The sequence below is a fragment of the Nocardia sputorum genome (genome assembly GCF_027924405.1).
In the GTDB taxonomy this organism is placed as follows: Bacteria; Actinomycetota; Actinomycetes; order Mycobacteriales; family Mycobacteriaceae; genus Nocardia; species Nocardia sputorum.
Genome location: NZ_AP026978.1, coordinates 3,821,522 through 3,840,102, shown reverse-complemented (window position 1 = coordinate 3,840,102; position 18,581 = coordinate 3,821,522). Strand labels below are relative to the sequence as shown.

9 protein-coding genes are annotated in these 18,581 nt (G+C 71.1%); all 9 read left to right on the top strand.

Annotated elements, in window-relative coordinates:
- The first annotated feature begins 39 nt into the window (after positions 1-39).
- Positions 40-3,942, top strand: coding sequence for a non-ribosomal peptide synthetase (locus QMG86_RS17385; RefSeq protein ID WP_281873328.1), 3,903 nt, complete (start codon positions 40-42; stop codon positions 3,940-3,942).
- On the top strand, positions 3,929-4,426 hold the full coding sequence (locus tag QMG86_RS17380; RefSeq protein ID WP_281873327.1) for an OsmC family protein: 498 nt from the start codon (positions 3,929-3,931) through the stop codon (positions 4,424-4,426). The genes QMG86_RS17385 and QMG86_RS17380 overlap by 14 nt, the downstream gene beginning before the upstream one ends.
- Entirely contained in the window at positions 4,423-11,754 is a 7,332-nt protein-coding gene (locus tag QMG86_RS17375; protein WP_281873326.1) for a type I polyketide synthase, read from the top strand. Before QMG86_RS17380 ends, QMG86_RS17375 begins: the two co-directional genes overlap by 4 nt.
- Positions 11,751-12,473 (top strand): class I SAM-dependent methyltransferase, encoded by a 723-nt coding sequence (locus QMG86_RS17370; RefSeq protein ID WP_281873325.1) that lies wholly within the window; start codon positions 11,751-11,753, stop codon positions 12,471-12,473. Before QMG86_RS17375 ends, QMG86_RS17370 begins: the two co-directional genes overlap by 4 nt.
- Positions 12,474-12,553: 80 nt before the next feature.
- The gene (gene hsaA / locus QMG86_RS17365; protein WP_281873324.1) at positions 12,554-13,759 is read left to right on the top strand and encodes a 3-hydroxy-9,10-secoandrosta-1,3,5(10)-triene-9,17-dione monooxygenase oxygenase subunit; all 1,206 of its coding nucleotides are present in this window, start codon (positions 12,554-12,556) and stop codon (positions 13,757-13,759) included.
- Positions 13,756-15,090, top strand: coding sequence for a class I SAM-dependent methyltransferase (locus QMG86_RS17360; protein WP_281873323.1), 1,335 nt, complete (start codon positions 13,756-13,758; stop codon positions 15,088-15,090). The genes hsaA and QMG86_RS17360 overlap by 4 nt, the downstream gene beginning before the upstream one ends.
- Positions 15,087-16,475, top strand: a complete 1,389-nt coding sequence (locus QMG86_RS17355; protein WP_281873322.1) for an FAD-binding oxidoreductase — start codon at positions 15,087-15,089, stop codon at positions 16,473-16,475. Before QMG86_RS17360 ends, QMG86_RS17355 begins: the two co-directional genes overlap by 4 nt.
- Entirely contained in the window at positions 16,472-17,593 is a 1,122-nt protein-coding gene (locus tag QMG86_RS17350) for a class I SAM-dependent methyltransferase (protein WP_281873321.1), read from the top strand. The genes QMG86_RS17355 and QMG86_RS17350 overlap by 4 nt, the downstream gene beginning before the upstream one ends.
- A gap of 15 nt (positions 17,594-17,608) precedes the next feature.
- Positions 17,609-18,580 (top strand): FAS1-like dehydratase domain-containing protein, encoded by a 972-nt coding sequence (locus QMG86_RS17345; protein ID WP_281873320.1) that lies wholly within the window; start codon positions 17,609-17,611, stop codon positions 18,578-18,580.
- Position 18,581 lies beyond the last annotated feature (1 nt).

Below are 18,581 nucleotides of genomic sequence, written 5' to 3'. Positions count from 1 at the left end.
TAGTGTAAGCGCGTTGGATTTGCCGAGCAAGGGCTGGAGATGGCGACCACCGTGGATGAAGTTCGCCGTTGCGCTGCAACGGTTCTGGGAATCGACGCGCACGAGATCGAGGCACGGCGGCCGTTGCAGGAGCTCGGACTGGATTCGTTCCTCGCCGCCCGTCTGCATGTGCGCCTGGCCGAACGCACGGGGGTCCGCGTTCCGCTCGCCTCCTTCGTCGGAGCCACGATCGAAACCCTGACCGCCGAAGTCGAGAAGCGCGGCGGGACAACCGATCACCCGCCCGGCCCCGATGCCGAGCCGCCGACCGCCGAGGTGCCCGACGCCGTCGACGAGGAGGAGCTCACTCCGATCCAGGCGTCCTACTGGGTCGGCCGCGAGGAAGGCATGCCACTGGGCGGGGTGGCCACGTTCTACTACTTCGAGTTCGACCGCGATCCGGAACGGTTCGTGGCGGCGGACGCGTGGTCGGAGGTCGCCACCCTCGAGGCGGCGTGGAACAAGGTCGTCACGCGTCACGACATGCTGCGAGCCGTCGTCACCGACGACGGCAGGCAACGGGTGCTACCGGCGGGAGATCCTTACCGCATCGGGATCACCGATCTACGGGACGGAAGCGACGCCTCCGCCGAACTGGCGCGGCTGCGGCAGGAGAAGTCGCATCAGGTGCGCGATGCCACGACCGGACCGTTGTTCGACATCCACGCAGCACTCCTGCCGTCCGGTGCGATGCGGCTGTTCGTCGGCTTCGACATCATGATGCTGGACATGGCGAGCTGGATCCAGCTCATGCGCGAGTGGGGACTGTTCCTCGCCGATCCCGAGGCCGCGTTGCGCGCGCCTTCCACCACGTTCCTTCGCGTACTGCGCGCACGCCGGGCGTCCGAAACAGAGCGGCGAGAGCGGGACAAGGCGTACTGGCGACACCGCCTGGCCGCGCTGCCGCCCGGTCCCCGGTTGCCCTACGCCGCCGCGCCGGAAACCATTCGCACCGCCCGTTTCCGCCGCCATGAGGAACGGCTGAGTCCAGCTCACTGGTCGGCGCTCACCGCCCACGCGGCGCGGCGCGGACTCAGTCCCACCGCCGTGCTGCTCGCCGCCTTCGGCCTGACCCTGTCCCGCTGGGGCGCCACCGACGCGTTCTGCCTCAACGCGACCCTCTTCGATCGTCCCGACCACGTGGACATCGACGGGGTGGTGGGGGATTTCAGCACCACCGCGCTGGTCGAGATGCCGTCGCCGGACCCGGAGTCGTGGCAGGGCTTCACCGATTTCGCCCGCCGCGTGAACGCGCGGTTCTGGGCCGATCTGGAGCACCGTTCCTACAGCGGTGTCGAGGTCCAGCGCGAGCAGGTCCCCGACCTGGCACCGCGCTACCCGGTGGTCTTCACCAGCGGTGTCGGGCTGGGCCAGGCCGACGGGGCGGCGGCGGGATGGCTGGGCGACGAGATCTTCGGCGTGTCGCAGACCCCGCAGGTGACCCTCGACCACATCGTGTGGGACGAGGCGGGCGGGCTCCGGCTGGCCTGGGACGCGGTCGAAGCGGCCTTCCCGGCCGACTTCGTGGCCCGGATGCTGTGCGCCCATGCCCGCCTGTTGCGTCGCCTGGCGGAGGACGACGAGGCGTGGGAAGCCGTCGACCTGGGTTGGAATCCGCATTTCGAGCAGACGCAGCCGCTTCCATCCGGGCTCGGCGCCGGGCTGCTCATCGACCCGCAGCGCGAGCAGTCGGCGGCGCGGCCCGGGGCGGCGGCGGTGCTGTCCAGCCGGGAGACGCTGACGCACGACGAGGTGTCCGCGCGGGCGCGCACGCTGGCCGGGCGGCTGATCGCGGCCGGGGTCCGTCCGGACGACCGTGTCGCGGTCATAGCCCCGAAGTCGGCGGCCCAGATCGTCGCCGTCTACGGAGTGCTCTGGGCGGGAGCGACATTCGTGCCGGTCGAGCCCGAGTGGCCCGCGGCGAGGATCGCCTCGGTCTGTCGCCGTGCCGGAATCACCCATGCCGTGGCCGCGCCCGGCGTCGAACTGCCCTCGAACGTCACCGCGCATCCGCTGGAGGCCACGTCCGGCGCGGTGAGCGTGGATCAGCCGATGGCGGCCGCGGACGACGCTCTGGCCTACGTCATCTTCACCTCCGGATCGACCGGTGAGCCGAAGGGCGTCGCGATCGAACATCGCGCCGCGCGCACGACCATCGACGACATCAACGACCGCTTCGGCGTCGGCCCGAGCGATCGCGTCCTGGCCCTCTCGGCGCTGAGTTTCGATCTGTCCGTGTACGACATCTTCGGCGTGCTCGGCGCGGGCGGGGCGCTGGTCGTGCCGGACGCCGAGCGGCTGCGCGATCCGGGGCACTGGTGCGACCTCGTCGCCGCGCACGAGGTCACGGTGTGGAACACCGCGCCCGCGCTCGCCGAGATGCTCGTCGAATACGCCGAGGCGGATGTGGCGGCCGCGGCGCGGTTGCGCTCGTTGCGGGTATTCCTGTTGTCCGGTGACTGGATTCCGCTGTCGCTGCCCGACCGGCTCCGCGCGGTGATCGGCGAGCATGTGCGCATCATCAGTCTGGGCGGCGCGACCGAAGCCGCGATCTGGTCGATCTGCCACCCGATCCGGCAGGTGCGGCCCGAATGGACCAGCATCCCCTACGGCACGGCACTGCGCGCGCAGTTCTTCCTCGTGCTCGACGAAGAGGGCCGGCCCTGTCCGGTCGGCGTGCCCGGTGAACTGCACATCGGAGGAGCCGGTCTGGCGCGCGGGTATGTCGGCGACGACGAGCAGACCGCGCGTCGTTTCGTCCGCCACGACCGGCTCGGCCTCCGGCTGTATCGAACGGGCGACCTGGGCAAGTGGCGTCCCGATGGGACCATCGAGTTTCTCGGCCGCGTCGACCGGCAGGTCAAGGTGCGCGGCCACCGCATCGAACTGGGAGAGATCGAGGCCGTGCTGGCCCGGCATCCGGGCGTGCGCCGCTGTGTGGCGGCGGCGGTGCCGGGGGCGGACGATCGGCCGCAGCTCGTAGCGTACGTAACCGGCGCCGATGCACCGGTGGACACCACGGGACTCGCCGACCACGCGGCGCGGCACCTGCCGCAATACATGGTGCCGTCCCGGTGGGTGCCGTTGGACGCCTTGCCGTTGACGTCCAACGGCAAGGTCGACCATGCCCGGCTGCCGAACCCGTTCCGTCGCGACGCGACCGGTGCGGCGTCCGGGATACCCGCCGAAGACCGTCGAGCGGCATCAGCAGCGGACGATGATCGATCCGCGGTCGAGAAGCGCGCGCCGGCAACAGGTCTGGTGCGGTCAACCGTCGTCGCGGCCGACGAGGTAGCAGCCGCGTCGGCCGGAGTTCCGGACCGGGAGCAGGCGTCGACACCGGTCGACGACTGGCTGCTGCACGCGGCGCGACAGGCCGAAGCGCTCGGGCTGACGCTGACGCTGCGCGTGGAACCCATCGATGGCGCCGCCGCGGACCACGCCGCGGAGTGGGTCGGCCGACTGCACGCCTCGGCCACGGCCGCCGGGCTCACCGCCGAAACGCAGTACGGCGATGCGGCCGAACTCGTCCTCACTGCCCCGGCCTCGACCGCCTCGGCCGCCCGCGCACGTGTGGAGGCGGTGATCGTCGAGGTGTTCAGCGATCTGCTCGGCCCCGGCATCGCGATGACCACGCCGTTCCACGATCTCGGCGCGACTTCCCTGACCCTGGTTCGCGCCCATCGCAGACTGCGGCACCTCACCCCGGCGCTCACGGTCCCGGACATCTTCCGGCTCGGCACCGTCCGGCGACTGGCGGACTGGATCGCCGACCGCGTTGCACCGGACCCGTCGAGGAGCCGATCCGGTGCCGTGCCGATCGATCTCACCGGCGCCGCGGCGCGGGGACGCCGCAGGCGGGCGCATCGATCGAAAGTGAGGCTCGCGGATGTCGTTCGCTGACACGGTATTCCGGTTGCGTTCGGCTGCGAGCCGCGCAACCGACCGCAGACAGCGGTTCACTGTTCGTACCGAACACCGCTCGGGCACGCCGACCGAGATGCGGGTGCGCATCGGACGCCACAGCCTCGTGGTCGACGAACCCGTGGCGGCCGGGGGCGGTGACGCGGGCCCCGACCCGATCGGAACGGCCTTGGCCGCACTGGGCACCTGTCAGGCGGTCACCTACCGCTTCCACGCGGCCCGGCTGGGCATCGCCATCGATTCGCTGTCGGTGGACGTCACCGCCCAGGTGGACCTCGGTCCCGTCCTCGGGCTCACGGACCCGGCCCAGCCGGGACGCATCGGCGTGCGGGTCCGGATCGACGGCCCGGACGCACCGGACCGATATCGGGACCTGCATCGGCTCGTCGAGGCCTCGTGCCCGGTGCTGGCGATGATGCGCGGACAACTGGCGGTGGACTCGGAAGTGGAGATCGAATCGTGAACGAAGACAACGCCGTAGCCGTCATCGGAATGGCGTGCCGGTTTCCGGGCGCACCGGATCTGGCCTCTTACTGGGACCTGATCGCCGCGGGCCGGGAAGGCCTCACCCGGTTCGACGACGCGGAGCTCGCCGCTCGTGGCGTGTCCGCCGAACTGCGCGCGCACCGCAATTACGTGCCCGTCGGCGCGGTGATCGATGGGCAGGACCGTTTCGAACCGGAGCATTTCGGCATCCTGGCGCGCGATGCCGAATTGATGGATCCACAGCTGCGGCTGCTGCTGGAATGCTCCTGGGACGCGCTCGGCGACGCGGGATACCGCGCGGGCGCGGGCCTGGGCGCGGTCGGCGTTTTCACCGGGGCCTCGCGCAGTGACTATCTGGAACACAACCTCGCGGCCTATCGCCTGAATGCCGAACGGGATCCGATCGGCCGGTTGCAGGCGGAGACGGGCACGCTCACCGACTATTTCCCCCAGCAGATCGCCTACCGGCTCGACCTCACCGGCCCCGCTGTGGCGGTGCAGGCCGCCTGCGCGACCTCGCTGGTCGCGGTACATCTGGCCGCCCAGGCGCTGTTGTCGGAGGAATGCGATGCCGCCCTCGCCGGGGGCGCGTCGTTGATCGTGCCCCAGGGACGCGGTTACCTGCATGTACCCGACGCGGTCTTCTCCGCGGACGGCCGGACCCGGGCGTTCGGAGCCGGCGGTACCGGCATGGTGCACAGTCAGGGCGTGGGCCTGGTGGTGCTGCGGCGGCTCGCGGACGCGCTCGCCGACGGCGATCCGATCTACGCGATCGTGCGCGGCAGCGCGGTGAACCACGACGGCGGCGGCAAGGCCGGATTCACCGCGCCGTCGGCGGCCGGGCAGGCGCGAGCGATCGCCGAGGCGCTGGCGGTCGCCGATATCGGCATCGACGCGGTCGACCTGATCGAGGCGCACGGCACGGCCACCGCACTGGGCGATCAGATCGAGCTGTCGGCGCTGGCCGCGGTGTTCGCCGACCGGACGGCTCCCCAGCCGATCGCGCTGGGATCGGTCAAGAGCAACATTGGCCACACCAACAGTGCCGCAGGCATCGCCTCGCTGATCAAAACCGCCCTCGCCCTGGACCATCGGCGCATTCCGGCGACGCTGCACGCGCGTCCGGCCCATCCGGATCTGGAACGCCACCGCGGCCTGTTCGAGGTCATCGAGCACACCCGGGACTGGCCCGAACGGGACGGCACCCGGATCGCCGGGGTGAGCTCGTTCGGTATCGGCGGCGCCAATTGCCATGTGGTGCTGGAACAAGCCCCCGTGCGCAGCCAGTCGAGCGACCCCGATCCGCGCCCGCAACTGCTCTTGGTCTCGGCGGTCACGGAGGCCGGTTGCCGGGAACAGATCGCGCAGGCCGACGATATGACGGCCGAAACCGGAGCCGACTACGCCTACACGGTTTCGCGGGGGGCGCATCCGGAGTCCGGGTGGCGTGCCGCCGCACTGTTGTCGGGCGACGATCCGAAGCCACGGCCCCTCGCCGCCGGGCGGGTACCGTCCCAGCGACCGGACATCGTCTTCGCGTTTCCAGGTGCCGGTGCACAGTATTCGGGCATGGGGGCCGGGCTCTATCGCGACGAGCCGGTGTTCGCCGCTCAGATCGACGAATGCTCCGAAGCGATGCGGTCGTTGCTGGACTACGACATTCGCGAGATCGTGAGCGGCCGCGCCGCGCGGCACGACGTCGACCGTGTGCGCTACGGACAGCCCGCCCTGTTCGCGGTGTCGCTCGCGACCGCGGCGACCCTGCGCCACTACGGAATCGAGCCCGACGGCGTCATCGGCCACAGTCTGGGCGAATACGCCGCCGCCGTCGTCGCGGGGGTGCTGAGTCCGCCGGACGCCGCGCGGTTGGTGGCGGTCCGGTCCAGCGCGCTGGCGGACACCGCGCCCGGAGCGATGCTGGCGGTCACCCTCGGCGAGGAGGATGTGCGCGCCGCTGTGTCCCGGTACCCCGAGATCGCGCTCGCCGCCGTGAACGGCCCGGACGCCTGTGTGGTCGCGGGACCGGTCGACGCCATCGAGGCGCTGTCGGCGGCTCTCGGTCGCGCCGGGATCCCCGCGAGCAGGCTTCGGGTCGACGCCGCCCTGCATTCTCCCGCTGTCGCCGCGGCGGTCGCGCCGCTGCGCGCCGCGGCCGCGGAGGTGCGGTCGGCTCCGGCCGCGCTGCCGCTCTACAGCACCCGCACCGGTCGGCCGGTTCGTGTCGTGGACGCCGAGCACTGGGCACGGCATCTGCGGGAACCGGTGCGCTTCGCGGCCGCGCTGCAGGCCGCGACGGCCGCCGCCCCCACAACCGTGGTCCAGGTCGGTCCGGGCAGTTCCCTCGCCGCGCTCGCGCGCCGCAACGCGCCGCCTACGCTGACCGCCGCGCTGACCACCCTCGCGGACCCCGGGGAGCGGGCCGATGGCCCGGCCCCGGATCGGGCGGCGCTGCTCACGGCCGTCGGTCAGCTGTGGTGTACGGGCGCGGCTGTGGACGTCGAGGCCCTGCATCGTCGCCGCCGCCGCACTCGCCTGCCCGCCTACCCCTTTCAACGCCGCAGTCTCTGGATCGACCCGCCCACCGAGACGGTGCCGACCGAGCCCGCGCCCCGGGCCGTGGCACCGAACGGCGATGGTCCGCAGCCCAGCCCGGCCGGACGGATCGAGACGCCCGCGGTGGTGCGCGCACCGTCCGTAGCGCAGGCTCCCGCGGCCGTCGAGCGGTCGGCGGTATCGCCCACCCATGCACCGGTCATGCCCGACGGTCGGCCGGTCCAGACGGAGTCGATCCGTCCCGAAGCGCCGACGCGCAACGGCAGCACGCAACCGGCGACGGGGCTTCTGTCCGCTGATCCTGTTGTCGCGCAGAATAAGCCGGAGACGACGGCGCCCCTTCCGGAGCCTGCCGCGTCGCCGAGGTTCGCGGGTGCGGAAGAGGAGCGGATCGCCGCACTCTGGGAAGAGTTGCTGGGCGAGCCGGTCGTCGACGCCGAGGCCGACTTCTTCGCACTCGGTGGCACCTCCATGCTGGCGACCAGGATGCTCGACATCCTCAACGACGGCGAGCACACCGATATCCGCATGCGGGAGTTGCTCACTCACTCGACCGTTGCCGCTTTCGCGGCGCTGCTGCGAGATCGCCGCCCGGCGGCGCCCGCCGCCGCATCGGTGCCACCCGAGCCACCTGCGACCGATATCGTCCGTCCGCGAGACGAGGCGAACCTGGACTTGACGTTCCCGCTCACCCGGGTACAGCACGCGTATTGGGTCGGCCGGTCGGGCGCATTCGGATTGAGTGACGTGTCGTGCCACATCTATCTCGAATACGACTGTGACAAGCTGGATCTGGATCGCTACGAGCAGGCGTGGAACCAGGCGATCCACCGGCACGAGATGCTGCGCGCGGTCATCACCGAGGACGGGCGCAACCACATCCTCCCCGAGGTGCCGCGATTCCGGATCCGCCGCCACGACCTCACCGGCTCGGCCGCCGAGGCCCGCGAGGGCACGCTGTCGGACCTGCGGCGTCGTCTGTCGCACCGGGTGCACCGCCCGGACCGGTGGCCGCTGTTCGACGTGCGGGCCGCGCTCCTGGACGACACCACCACCCGGCTGTTCGTCGGCATCGATGCGCTGATCTGCGATGCGGGCAGTTTCCTCGTCCTCGACCGCGATCTGCGGCTGCTCTACACCGACCCGGCCGCCGTGTTGCCGCCCTTGCGGACACGCTTCGCCGATTACGTCGCGCATATCGAGGCCCGCGCCGAGTCCGCCGACCGCAGGCGAGCGATCGACTACTGGCAGAGCCGGATGGACAGCCTGCCCGGCGCGCCCGCTCTGCCGACCCGCACCCGCACCCAGGCCCAGCCGTGGTTCGCCCGCCGGGAAGCCCGGCTCGCGCCAGGAGAATGGGAGGGGCTGCGGCGGCTGGCAGCAGAACACGGGGTCACGCCGTCCGCCGTACTGCTCACCGCGTACTCCGACGTGCTCGCCGCCTGGTCCGGTGACGAGCGGTTCACCCTGTCGCTGACCCTGATCGACCGACCGGTGGCGCTGCCGGGAATCGACCGCGCGGTAGGGGATTTCACCACGCTGCTGGCTCACGAAGTCGATCGCACCGAGGGCGGCGCCTTCGCTCAGCGCGTCGCCCGCACCCAGCGGCGACTATTCGACGACATCGATCACCGCGAGTATTCGGCGCTGGACGTGCTCGCCGAGCTGTCCACCCGCACAGGGCAGCGCCGGCTGTTGCCGGTGGTGTTCACCAGTGCCCTCGATGCGGCTCACCTGGTGGACGGCGCCCCGGATCTGGAGTGGGCGGGCAGAATAGCGCACGGCGTGAGCCAGACACCGCAGGTATGGCTCGACCATCAGGCGTTCGTCCATGCCGGGGGAGTGCAGCTGCAGTGGGACGTCCTGGAGACCGTGCTCGATCCCGCGGACGCGGATACGGCGTTCGCTTCCTACGTGGCGTGGCTGCGCCGCCTCGCCGGTGATCCGGAAGCGTGGACCGCAGCGGATTCCGGGATGCGCGGCGGTGATCGCGACGAAGACGTGGCCGCCGCGGTCACCGAGATCTGGACGCAGGTCCTCGGCGTCGAAACCCCTGCCGTGCAACCCCATTCCACCTTCGTGGGTCTGGGCGGCGATTCCGTGCTGGCGGTGCGCATGGCCACCATGGTCCGCACACGGCTGGGCGTGGCGGTGCCCGTGGCGGAACTGGTCGGGGATCTCTCGTTCGCCGATCTCGTCGCGCTGATCGCGCAGCGCCGTTCCGGGATCGCGGCGGCGGCTGTCGAACTGGCGCGGCAGGCCGACCCGGCGGCGCCGTTCCCGCTCACCCCGCTGCAACAGGCCTATTGGGTGGGGCAGCAGCACGGATACGCACTCAGTTACGACTCGGCGCACAACTATGTCGACTTCCGGCTCAGCGGGATAGATCCGACCGTGCTGGACGAGGCGGTGCGTCGGCAGGTGGAACGCCAGCCCATGCTGCGGGCGATCTTCCTGCCGGACGGCACCCAGCAGGTGCTGCCCGTCGACGATCCGCGGCTGGCCGCGCTCCCGATCATCCATCTCGACCTGAGCTCGGCCGACGCCGAGGACATCGACCAGCGGCTGGCCGCCATCCGCGCGGATGTGCAGCGCACCGGTCCACGGCTGAACCCGTGGCCGTTCGCCGTCACCGCCGTCCGGCTTCCGGACGACGAGCTGAGCTTGCACATCGTGTGCAGCCTGCTCGTGGCCGACGGGTGGTCGGTGCAGCTGATGTTCACCGAGTTGTTCACCTACCTGGACGAACCGAATACGGTGCTGCCCGCGCTCACCGCCCACTTCGGCGACTACGTGGAGACCATCGGACGCCAGCGCGGCGAACCGGAATGGCGAGCACAGCGCGACTGGTGGTGGGAACGCATCGATGATCTTCCGCCCGCTCCCGCGTTACCCCTGGCGGTGCCGTTCGATCAGGTACGTCCGGACACGCTGGAACGACGGGAATTCCGCGTATCCGGCGCGCAGATGGCGGTCCTGCGCGACCGCTGCGCCGAGTACAACATCACACCCACCACGATGTTCGCCACCTGCTGGGCCGCGGCGCTGGCCCGGATGGCGGGGCACCGCCGCTTCCTGCTCAACGTGCTCTATCTCAACCGCCTGCACCTGCCGCGCGACCTCGATCACGCCATCGGTCCCTACGCGGGGACGGTGCTGCTCGACATCGCCCTGCCCGCGCGGCCGACGTTCCTGACCGCCGCCCGGACCGTGCAGGAGTCCGTCGCCACCATGCTGGACCACGGACAGGTCACCGGCGTCGAAGTGTTGCGCGAGCTGGCACGGCGCAGGCGCGACACCGCGCCGCAGGCGCCCGTCGTCTTCCACAGCACCCTCGGGCTCAATCCGCCCGGCGGCACCCCCGACACGGTCGTCGTCCGCGACTTCTATCAGCGTGTCCGCACGCCGCAGGTGGCCTTGGACATGCAAGTGTTCCAGTGGGACTGGGACGACTCGGTGGTGGTGAACCTGGACGCGGTCGCGGAACTGTTTCCCCCGGGTGTGCTCGACGCGCTGTTCGCGCAGGTGTGTGACATGATCACCGCGCTCGTGGATCGGCCGGGCACCTGGACGGCGCCGGTGGACGTGCCCGATGCCGAACGACCCGCGCGCATCGTCGCCGCACCGGTCCGGGCGGTGGCGAGCGGCCCGCCCGCCACCGACACCGAGCGCGCCGTCGCCGGGCTGTGGCAGGGGATGACGGACGTCGCCGGTGACCTCGACCGCGGCACCGACTTCTTCGCCCTCGGCGGCGACTCGGTACTGGCCATCCGGATGCTGAATCGGCTGCGCGCCGAGCTCGGCTTGACGTTGACACCCCGGGAATTCCTCGCCGACCCCACCCTGGCCGCGGTCGCCGCGACCGCGCGGCGCGAGGCCCCGGAGCCGTCGGCCCCGGGTGACTGTCTGGTGCCGCTGCGCGACGGCGCCGGACGGCCGCTGTTCCTCATCCACCCGACCGGTGGCGACGTGCTCTGTTATGTCGATCTGGCGCGCACGCTGGACACCGGCATACCGATCATCGGGATACAGGACCCGCAACTGGCCGGCGCTCCCGGCCCGGAGACGATCGCCGAGCTGGCGCGGGTGTACGAGGACGTCGTGCGCGCGCACCAGCCGACCGGCCCCTACCGGATCGGCGGCTGGTCGATGGGCGGAATCATCGCGCACGAGGTGGCACGCAGGCTGCGCGCGGCCGGTGACATCGTCGAGGCGCTGATTCTCCTCGACTCGAACATCGCCGATCGCATCCACCATGTCGACGGACGGGGATTCTGGACCCGCTACCTCGGCTCGCTCGCCGCCTACCTCGATCTCGAAACCGGCACGCCCGGTGCTGATTTCGACAGGCATCCGGACGAGCAACAGCGCGACGAGATCCGGCGCCTGCTGGCCGACGCGGGCCTCGTCGAGCGCGGCGACCCGGCCGACCAGCGGGTCAAGGAAGACATCTTCCGGCGTCATCTGCGCGCGCTCGGCGCGCATCACACGGGTCACCTCGACGGCGACGGGCTCGAGGTCCTGTTGGTGCGCGCCGAACTGCCCGCGCCGCACAACTCCGGGGTCGGCATGGGAGTCGACGACTGCTCCGATCTCCAGGACCTCGGATGGGCAGCGCACACCGACGTCGTCATCGACACCCGGCCGGTCGCGGCCCACCACTATGCGCTGCTGCGCCCGCCCGCTGTCTCGACGGTCGCCCATCTGGTGTCGGAACTGCTCGCGAGCCTGGACGATCCGGAGAAGCCGTGACCGACGACTATGCCGCCGCCGCGGAGTTCTACGACCTCATGGCCACACCGTATGTGGCCACCGTGGAACCCGTGCTGGCGAGATTGCTGGCCGAGGTGGACACCATCGCCGGACCGGTGGTCGATATCGGTGCGGGCACCGGCCTGTCCACGATGCTGGTCGCCGACGCGTTGCCCGACGCGCGGATCGTGGCGGTGGAACCGGCGGCGCCGATGCGCGCGGTGCTGCTGTCGCGACTTGCCGCCCGCAAGGACCTGCGCGAGCGGATCACCGTGCTGCCCCGCGGTTTCCTCGATACGCGACTGCCGAGGGGGTGTGCGGCGGTGGTCGCGCTGGGCGTCATCGGGCACTTCGATCCCGCCACCCGGCCCCGGGTGTGGAGCGCCGTCGCGGACGCCCTCGCCCCGGGCGCCGACGCCGTGGTGGAGGTGCAGCGTCCCGGGCGCGTCGAGCCGTCGGCGGAACGCCGATACACCACCGCCAAGGCCGGTGACCTGCGGTACGAGGGCTGGAGCCGGGCCGACCCGGTGGACGCGGAGTCGCTCGTCTGGCGGATGACCTACCGCGCCTACGACGGCGACCAGCTGGTGCAGGAGGTGCGCACCGAGCACCGCGTATGGCCGGCCGACGTCGACCGCCTGACCGCCGAGGCCCGCACGGCCGGGCTGCGGCCCGCCGATGTGGACTCGGCGACCGGGCTGCTGCGCTTCACCCGCTGACCGATCGCGGCATCCGTGCCGCCCGCAAACGAACGGCGACGGCCGACCGGATCACTCGACCCGTTATGGAGGACAACGTAATGACCGACGACGCCACCGCCGCGGTGCTGGCCGCGGTCGGCGACCTGCTGCCGACGCTGCGCAAGCGTGCCCAGGACACCGAGCTGGCCAGACGGATTCCGATCGAATCGTTGGAAGAGATCACCGCTACGGGATTCTTCGGCCTGCTGCGCCCGCGGCGCTACAGCGGGCTCGAGGCGCATCCGGCCGTCTTCTACACCGCGGCCGCCGAACTGGCCTCCGCATGTGGCTCGAGCGGATGGGTCGCCGCTGTCCTCGGTGTGTCGCCGTGGAACCTGGCACTGTTCGACGGTCGCGCCCAGGAAGAGGTGTGGGGATCGGGCGTCGACGTCCCCCTGTGCTCCTCGTACGCCATGACCGGCACCGCCGTTCCCGTCGAGGGCGGCTACCAGCTCAGCGGCACGTGGGGTTTCGCTTCCGGCTGCGACCACGCGCGGTGGGCGTTGCTGGGCGCGCGGGTGATCGTCGACGGCGAGCCGGTCGACTCGGGCACCTTCCTGGTGCCCGCCGGTGACTATCGCGTATCGGATGTATGGCATGCGGTGGGTCTGCGCGGCACCGGAAGTAACGACATCCATGTCGACGAGGTGTTCGTGCCCGCCCACCGGGCGCTCTCCTCGGATGCGGTGACCGCGTGCCGAACACCGGGCCAGCAGGTCAACGGCGGTGCGCTGTACCGGATCCCGTTCGGCTGCCTGCACACCAGCGCCATCACCGCGGCCATCGTCGGCATGGCGCGCGGGGGTTACCGGGCGTATCTCGAGCAGCAGAGCGGCCGGGTGCGGGCGGCGCTGCCCGGCGACGCGCGAAAGGACACCGGCTACCGTGGTGACCAGTTCCGCGACGACCCGGCCACACTGGAGCGGATCGCGTTCGCCGCGACCGAGATCGATGCCGCCTGGCGTCAGCTCACCGGCAACATCGACGACATGTACGCGCTGGCGGCGGCCGACCGGCCCATCGGACCGCGTGATCGGTTGCGGTTGCGCCGCGATCAGGTCCGCGGCACCGAGCGCGCCGTGGCCGCCATGGATCGGCTGTTCGAAAGCTCCGGCGGCCGGGCGTTGCGCCCCGACAGCGCAGTGCAGCGCTTCTGGCGCGACGTGCACGGGGGCCGAGCGCATGCGGCCAACGATCCCGAGCGCGTGTACCGTATGTTCGCCGCGGCCGAGCTCGCGGCCGTGTCGCAGGCGCACCAGCCGTGACCGACGAGCTGGCCGCCGTACTCGGACGGCACCCGTGGGTCGACTCGGCGCGGTGGGACGAGCGGCGCGCGGCGCTCGTGGTGCGTCCCGCCCCGGAGGCCGTCGCGGTGCGACCCGGGCCAGGCGCGTTGCTCGTCGAGTATCTCGAGCACTGGCGGCACGTGTACGAGTTCGTCTACTCCTCCGAGGAGCTGCGCCACGGCGACGATCTCGATCTGTCCGGATGGCGCGCCTCCGACACCGGTGCGGCGTTCCCGCGCGAGCACATGCTGGAGTGGATCGATCACGCCGTCGGGCTGATGCGGCGCGGTCGGCCCCGGACGGTGCTGGAGATCGGCTGCGGCAGCGGGCTTCTCGTCCACCGTCTGGCTCCGTCCACGCGCGGCTACGTGGGCCTGGACCCGGCCGCGCCCGTGGTGGAAAGACTGCGCGATCGACGCCTGCCGGGCGTCTCGGTGCTGCGCGCCGCCGCGCACGAGCTCGGCACCGACCGGGTGCGCGCGGCATTGCGTGCGCTGGACGCGAGCGGGCGGCCGGACTGCGTGGTGCTCAACAGCGTGACCCAGTGCTTCCCGGACGAGCGCTACCTCACCGCCGTACTCGACGACGCGCTCGACGTGGTTGCGCCCGGAGGCGCTGTCGTCGTCGGTGACATCCGCAATCTCCTCGGGGCGCGGGATTTCGCTAGCTGGCTCGAACTGGCTCGCGATCCCGGCCTGAGTGCCGACGATCTGGCGCGGCGGGCCGCCGCCCGGCTCGACGCGGACGAAGAACTGCTCTGCGATCCTCGCCTCTTCACCCGGATCGCCCGCCGGCATCCTCGATCGGTGCGGGTCGCCTGCTACGCCAAACCGATGCGAGACGATACCGAGCTGACCCGATACCGCTACGACGTGGTGCTCACCGTGGACGCGCCACCGCCGGGCCCGCACCGTACCGTCGCCTGGCGCGAGCTTCCCGGCCGCGACGCCACCGACCGGATCGCCGCGCTCGCCGACACCGTGCGCCGGGAGGCGACCATGGTCACCGGCATACCGAACGCGCTGCTCGTCCCCGACGCCGCGGACGCGGTCGCGCCCGCTGCGCTCGCGGCGGCGTTGCCGCCGGAATGCGCGGTCCTGCTCGACTCGGCCGACGCGCGGCTGCTGGCCGCAGGCCGCCCCGACCACCAGGCCGAGATGGACGCCGAAGCGCTGGTCGCCTGCAACGACCCGTTCACACGCTATGTGCGCCGTCGGATGCCGGAGGTCCTCGCGGACTATCTCGAATTGCTCCGCGGCGCAACGGCATCGCCTTCCATCGTCGTATCCGAGGAGTTCGCCGCCACATGACCGCTATCCGATCGACGGACCATCTCGCCGACCTGCGCGCGACCTGTCGAGGCGCCGTCCTGACGCCGGGCGATGCGGGATACGACCTGGCCCGGCAGCGCTGGAATGCGGCCGTCGACCAGCGGCCCGCCGCCGTCGTACGCTGCGCCGGGGTTCCCGACGTCCGCGCCGCCGTCACGAGTGCGCGGCGGCACGGCATGGTCGTTTCGGTGCGCGGGGGCGGCCACGAAGTCGCGCGTCACCCCGCGGCGAACGGCGCGCTGCTGCTGGATCTGTCGCGGCTGCGCACGATCACCATCGATCCGATCGCCCGGCGTGCCACCGTCGGCGCGGGCGTCACCTGGGCGGATTTCGATCGCGCCTGCCACCGGCACGGCCTGGCCGTGACCGGAGCGGACGTGTCCACGGTCGGCGTGATCGGCTCGACGCTGTGCGGCGGCAGCGGCTGGCTGCAGCGGATGGCGGGCTTCACCTGCGACAGCGTGCGCTCGGCTCACGTGGTGCTGGCCGACGGCCGACTGGTGCACACTACCCAGGACCATCACCCCGAGTTGCTGTGGGCGCTGCGCGGCGGCGGCGGCAATTTCGGTGTCGTCGTGTCGGTCGAGTTCGAACTGCATCCGATCGGCTCCGTGCACGCGGGCACGCTGCTGTTCCGGCTGGAGTCCGGGCGCGCCGTGTTCCGCGAGTTCCGGGAGCTCTGTGCCCAAGCCCCGGACGAGTTGGCGTTGCGCGCGACCCTCTTGCACTGGCCGCCCACCGCGCCCGAGGGGCCTGCGATGGCCGCGGTGACGGTCGCGTACTTCGGGCCCGACGACCGGGCCCGCGCGGCATTGGCCGGACTGAAGCGCCTGGGCGAACCGGAGCTCGACCTCATCCGGCGGCTGGATTACCCGCAGCTGCAACGCAATACCGAGCAGGCATTCCACGAAGGCCACGGCACCGCGACCGGAACGGAATGGCTGCGCGCGTTCGACGATGACGCCATCGACGCCCTCATCGACCTCGCGGCCGACATGCCCACCCCCTATTCGCTGGTCTCGGTACATCAACTCGGCGGCGCGCTGCGCCGTGTGCCGGTGGACGCGACCGCGTTCGGCTACCACGACGCCGCCTACCACGCGGTCATGTTCTCCGGTGGGCCGGCCGGGACGGATCTGGACCCGTCACGCCGGTGGATCGCCGAGGTCGTGGCCGCGCTGCAGGACGGTTCGGCGGGCGGGCCGTATATCGGGATCCTCGACGACACCGCCTCACCGGAACGGGTGCGCCGCGCCTACCATCGCGATTCCTATCCGCGACTGCAACAGCTCAAACACCGCTACGATCCCGACAACCTGTTTCGTTGCAATCACAACATCCCGCCGCTGAACGAGGCGCGATGACCGCCGGCGAGGCCATCGACATCGCTGCGCACGCCGCCGCGGCGGTCGCCGATTTCGATGCGCGGCATTGCCTTTCCGCCCGCGACGACCTCGATCTGTTCGGCCTGCGCGCCATGGCCGCCGCACTGCGACCGGCGCTGTCCGGCGGTGCGGCGCGCACCGAGGACGACATCGCGGCAGCACTGGACGTCGCACCACGACATCGGTGGCTGCTGCGGCGCTGGCTCGGCGTGCTCACCGCGCACGGATGGCTGGAACACCAGGACGGACAAACCTACTCGTCCCTGCGGGAGGCCGCTGCCCCGCGTCGCGCCGATCTGGATCGAGTGTGCGCCGACCTGGGGTTCTCCCCGCAGCTGGCGCGCTTCTTCGCGGCAGCCAATCGCCATGCGCTCGATCTGTTACGGGACCGAGTGCTCGCCCAGGAGCTGTTGTTCCCGGACGCCGACCTGCTCACCGCCGAGGCCGCGTACCGGGACAATCCGGTGAACCGATATCTGAACGCGGCGGCAGGCGCGATCGTCACCCGCGCCGTGGACGCACTCGCCGCCGATCGCCACCCCGTCCGCATCCTCGAACTGGGCGCGGGTGTCGGAGGCACCACCGCCGACCTTCTCCCGGTGCTCGACGGTCTTCCCGTCGAATACCACTTCACCGATGTGTCGTCGTTCTTCCTCGATGCCGCCCGGGCGCGCTTCTCGCACTACCCCTGGCTACGGTTCGGCCTGCTCGATCTCAATGCCGAGTTGCCGCCGAAGCGATCCTTCGACGTCATCCTGGCCGCGAACGTGTTGCACAACGCCCACCACTGCGGCGCGATGTTGGGAGGGCTGCGGGAGGTGTTGCGCCCCGGCGGGCACCTCGTCGTCATCGAGTCCTGCCGTGAACACTGCCAGTTGCTCACCTCCATGCATTTCCTGATGTCCGCCCGTCCCGGCGGTGTACGCCCCGGTCGCGATGACGTGCGTGCGGGGACCGACCGCATCTTTCTGACCGAAACCCAGTGGCGTGCCGCGCTCGTCGCGGCCGATCTGCCCGCCCGGCTGGTTCTGCCCGGGCCGGAACACGCGTTGGCCGCGCACGGCCAGCGGGTCTTCGCCGCTCGCGCCCCACGGTGACCCGAGGAGTCCGTCATGTTCCCGCGCCATGCCGTCACCGATGATCACGGCGTTTCGGACCATTACGAGGTGGCCCGGGAGAAGATCCGGGAATTCGCTCGCGCCGTGCAGGATTCGCATCCCGCGCACTGGGACGATTCCAGCGCCGCCGCGCTCGGTCATCGGGGCCTGGTCGCGCCGATCACCTTCGCGTCGGCGGTCGGCTCTCTCGCGCAACGGTCGCAGATGCGGGCCGCGCTCGACGGTTACGACCCGGCGCAGCTGCTCCACGTGGATCAGGACATCCGCTGTCACCGCCCGGTGGTCGCGGGAGATCGGCTGACGCACGAGGTCGTCGTCGATTCCCGGCGGTCCACACCGAGTGGTGACCTCATCGCCGTCACCACCGTCATCCGCGACGGGATGGCGAACCCGGTGCAGACCGTGCACACCACCCTGGCCGGGCGCGCTCAGGAACTGGCACCGACCGTGCGGGCCCTCGCGATGCTCGACCTTCCGGTACCGGCGGCGGCCCGGCTCGCGCCGCAAGCCGTGCGGTCGACCTCGCTCACGAGGGAGGGGAACGCCCGCATCGCCGTGCCGGGATTGACAGTGGGACGACGATTCCCCGACCGCGTGTTCCGCTTGTCCCGCGGTGAACTCGTGCACTACGCCGGGGTCTCCGGCGACGTCAATCCGATTCATTGGAGCGACGAGGCCGCCCGGCACGCGGGTCTGCGCATGGTGACCGCGCACGGCATGCTGACGATGGGTCTCGGCGCCGCGTGCCTGAGCGAATGGCTCGGCGTCGCGGACGGCGTCGTCGGCTACTACGTGCGGTTCGCGAGCCCGGTTCCGGTGGCGTCCGACAGCGTGGCCGAGATCTCCATCGGCGGCGTGGTCCGATCCGTCGACGACGCCACCGGGCGGGCGACCATATCGCTCACCGCGCAGCGCGACGATGTCGCGGTTTTCGCGGGCGCCACCGCCACCGTGTACACGAGGTGAT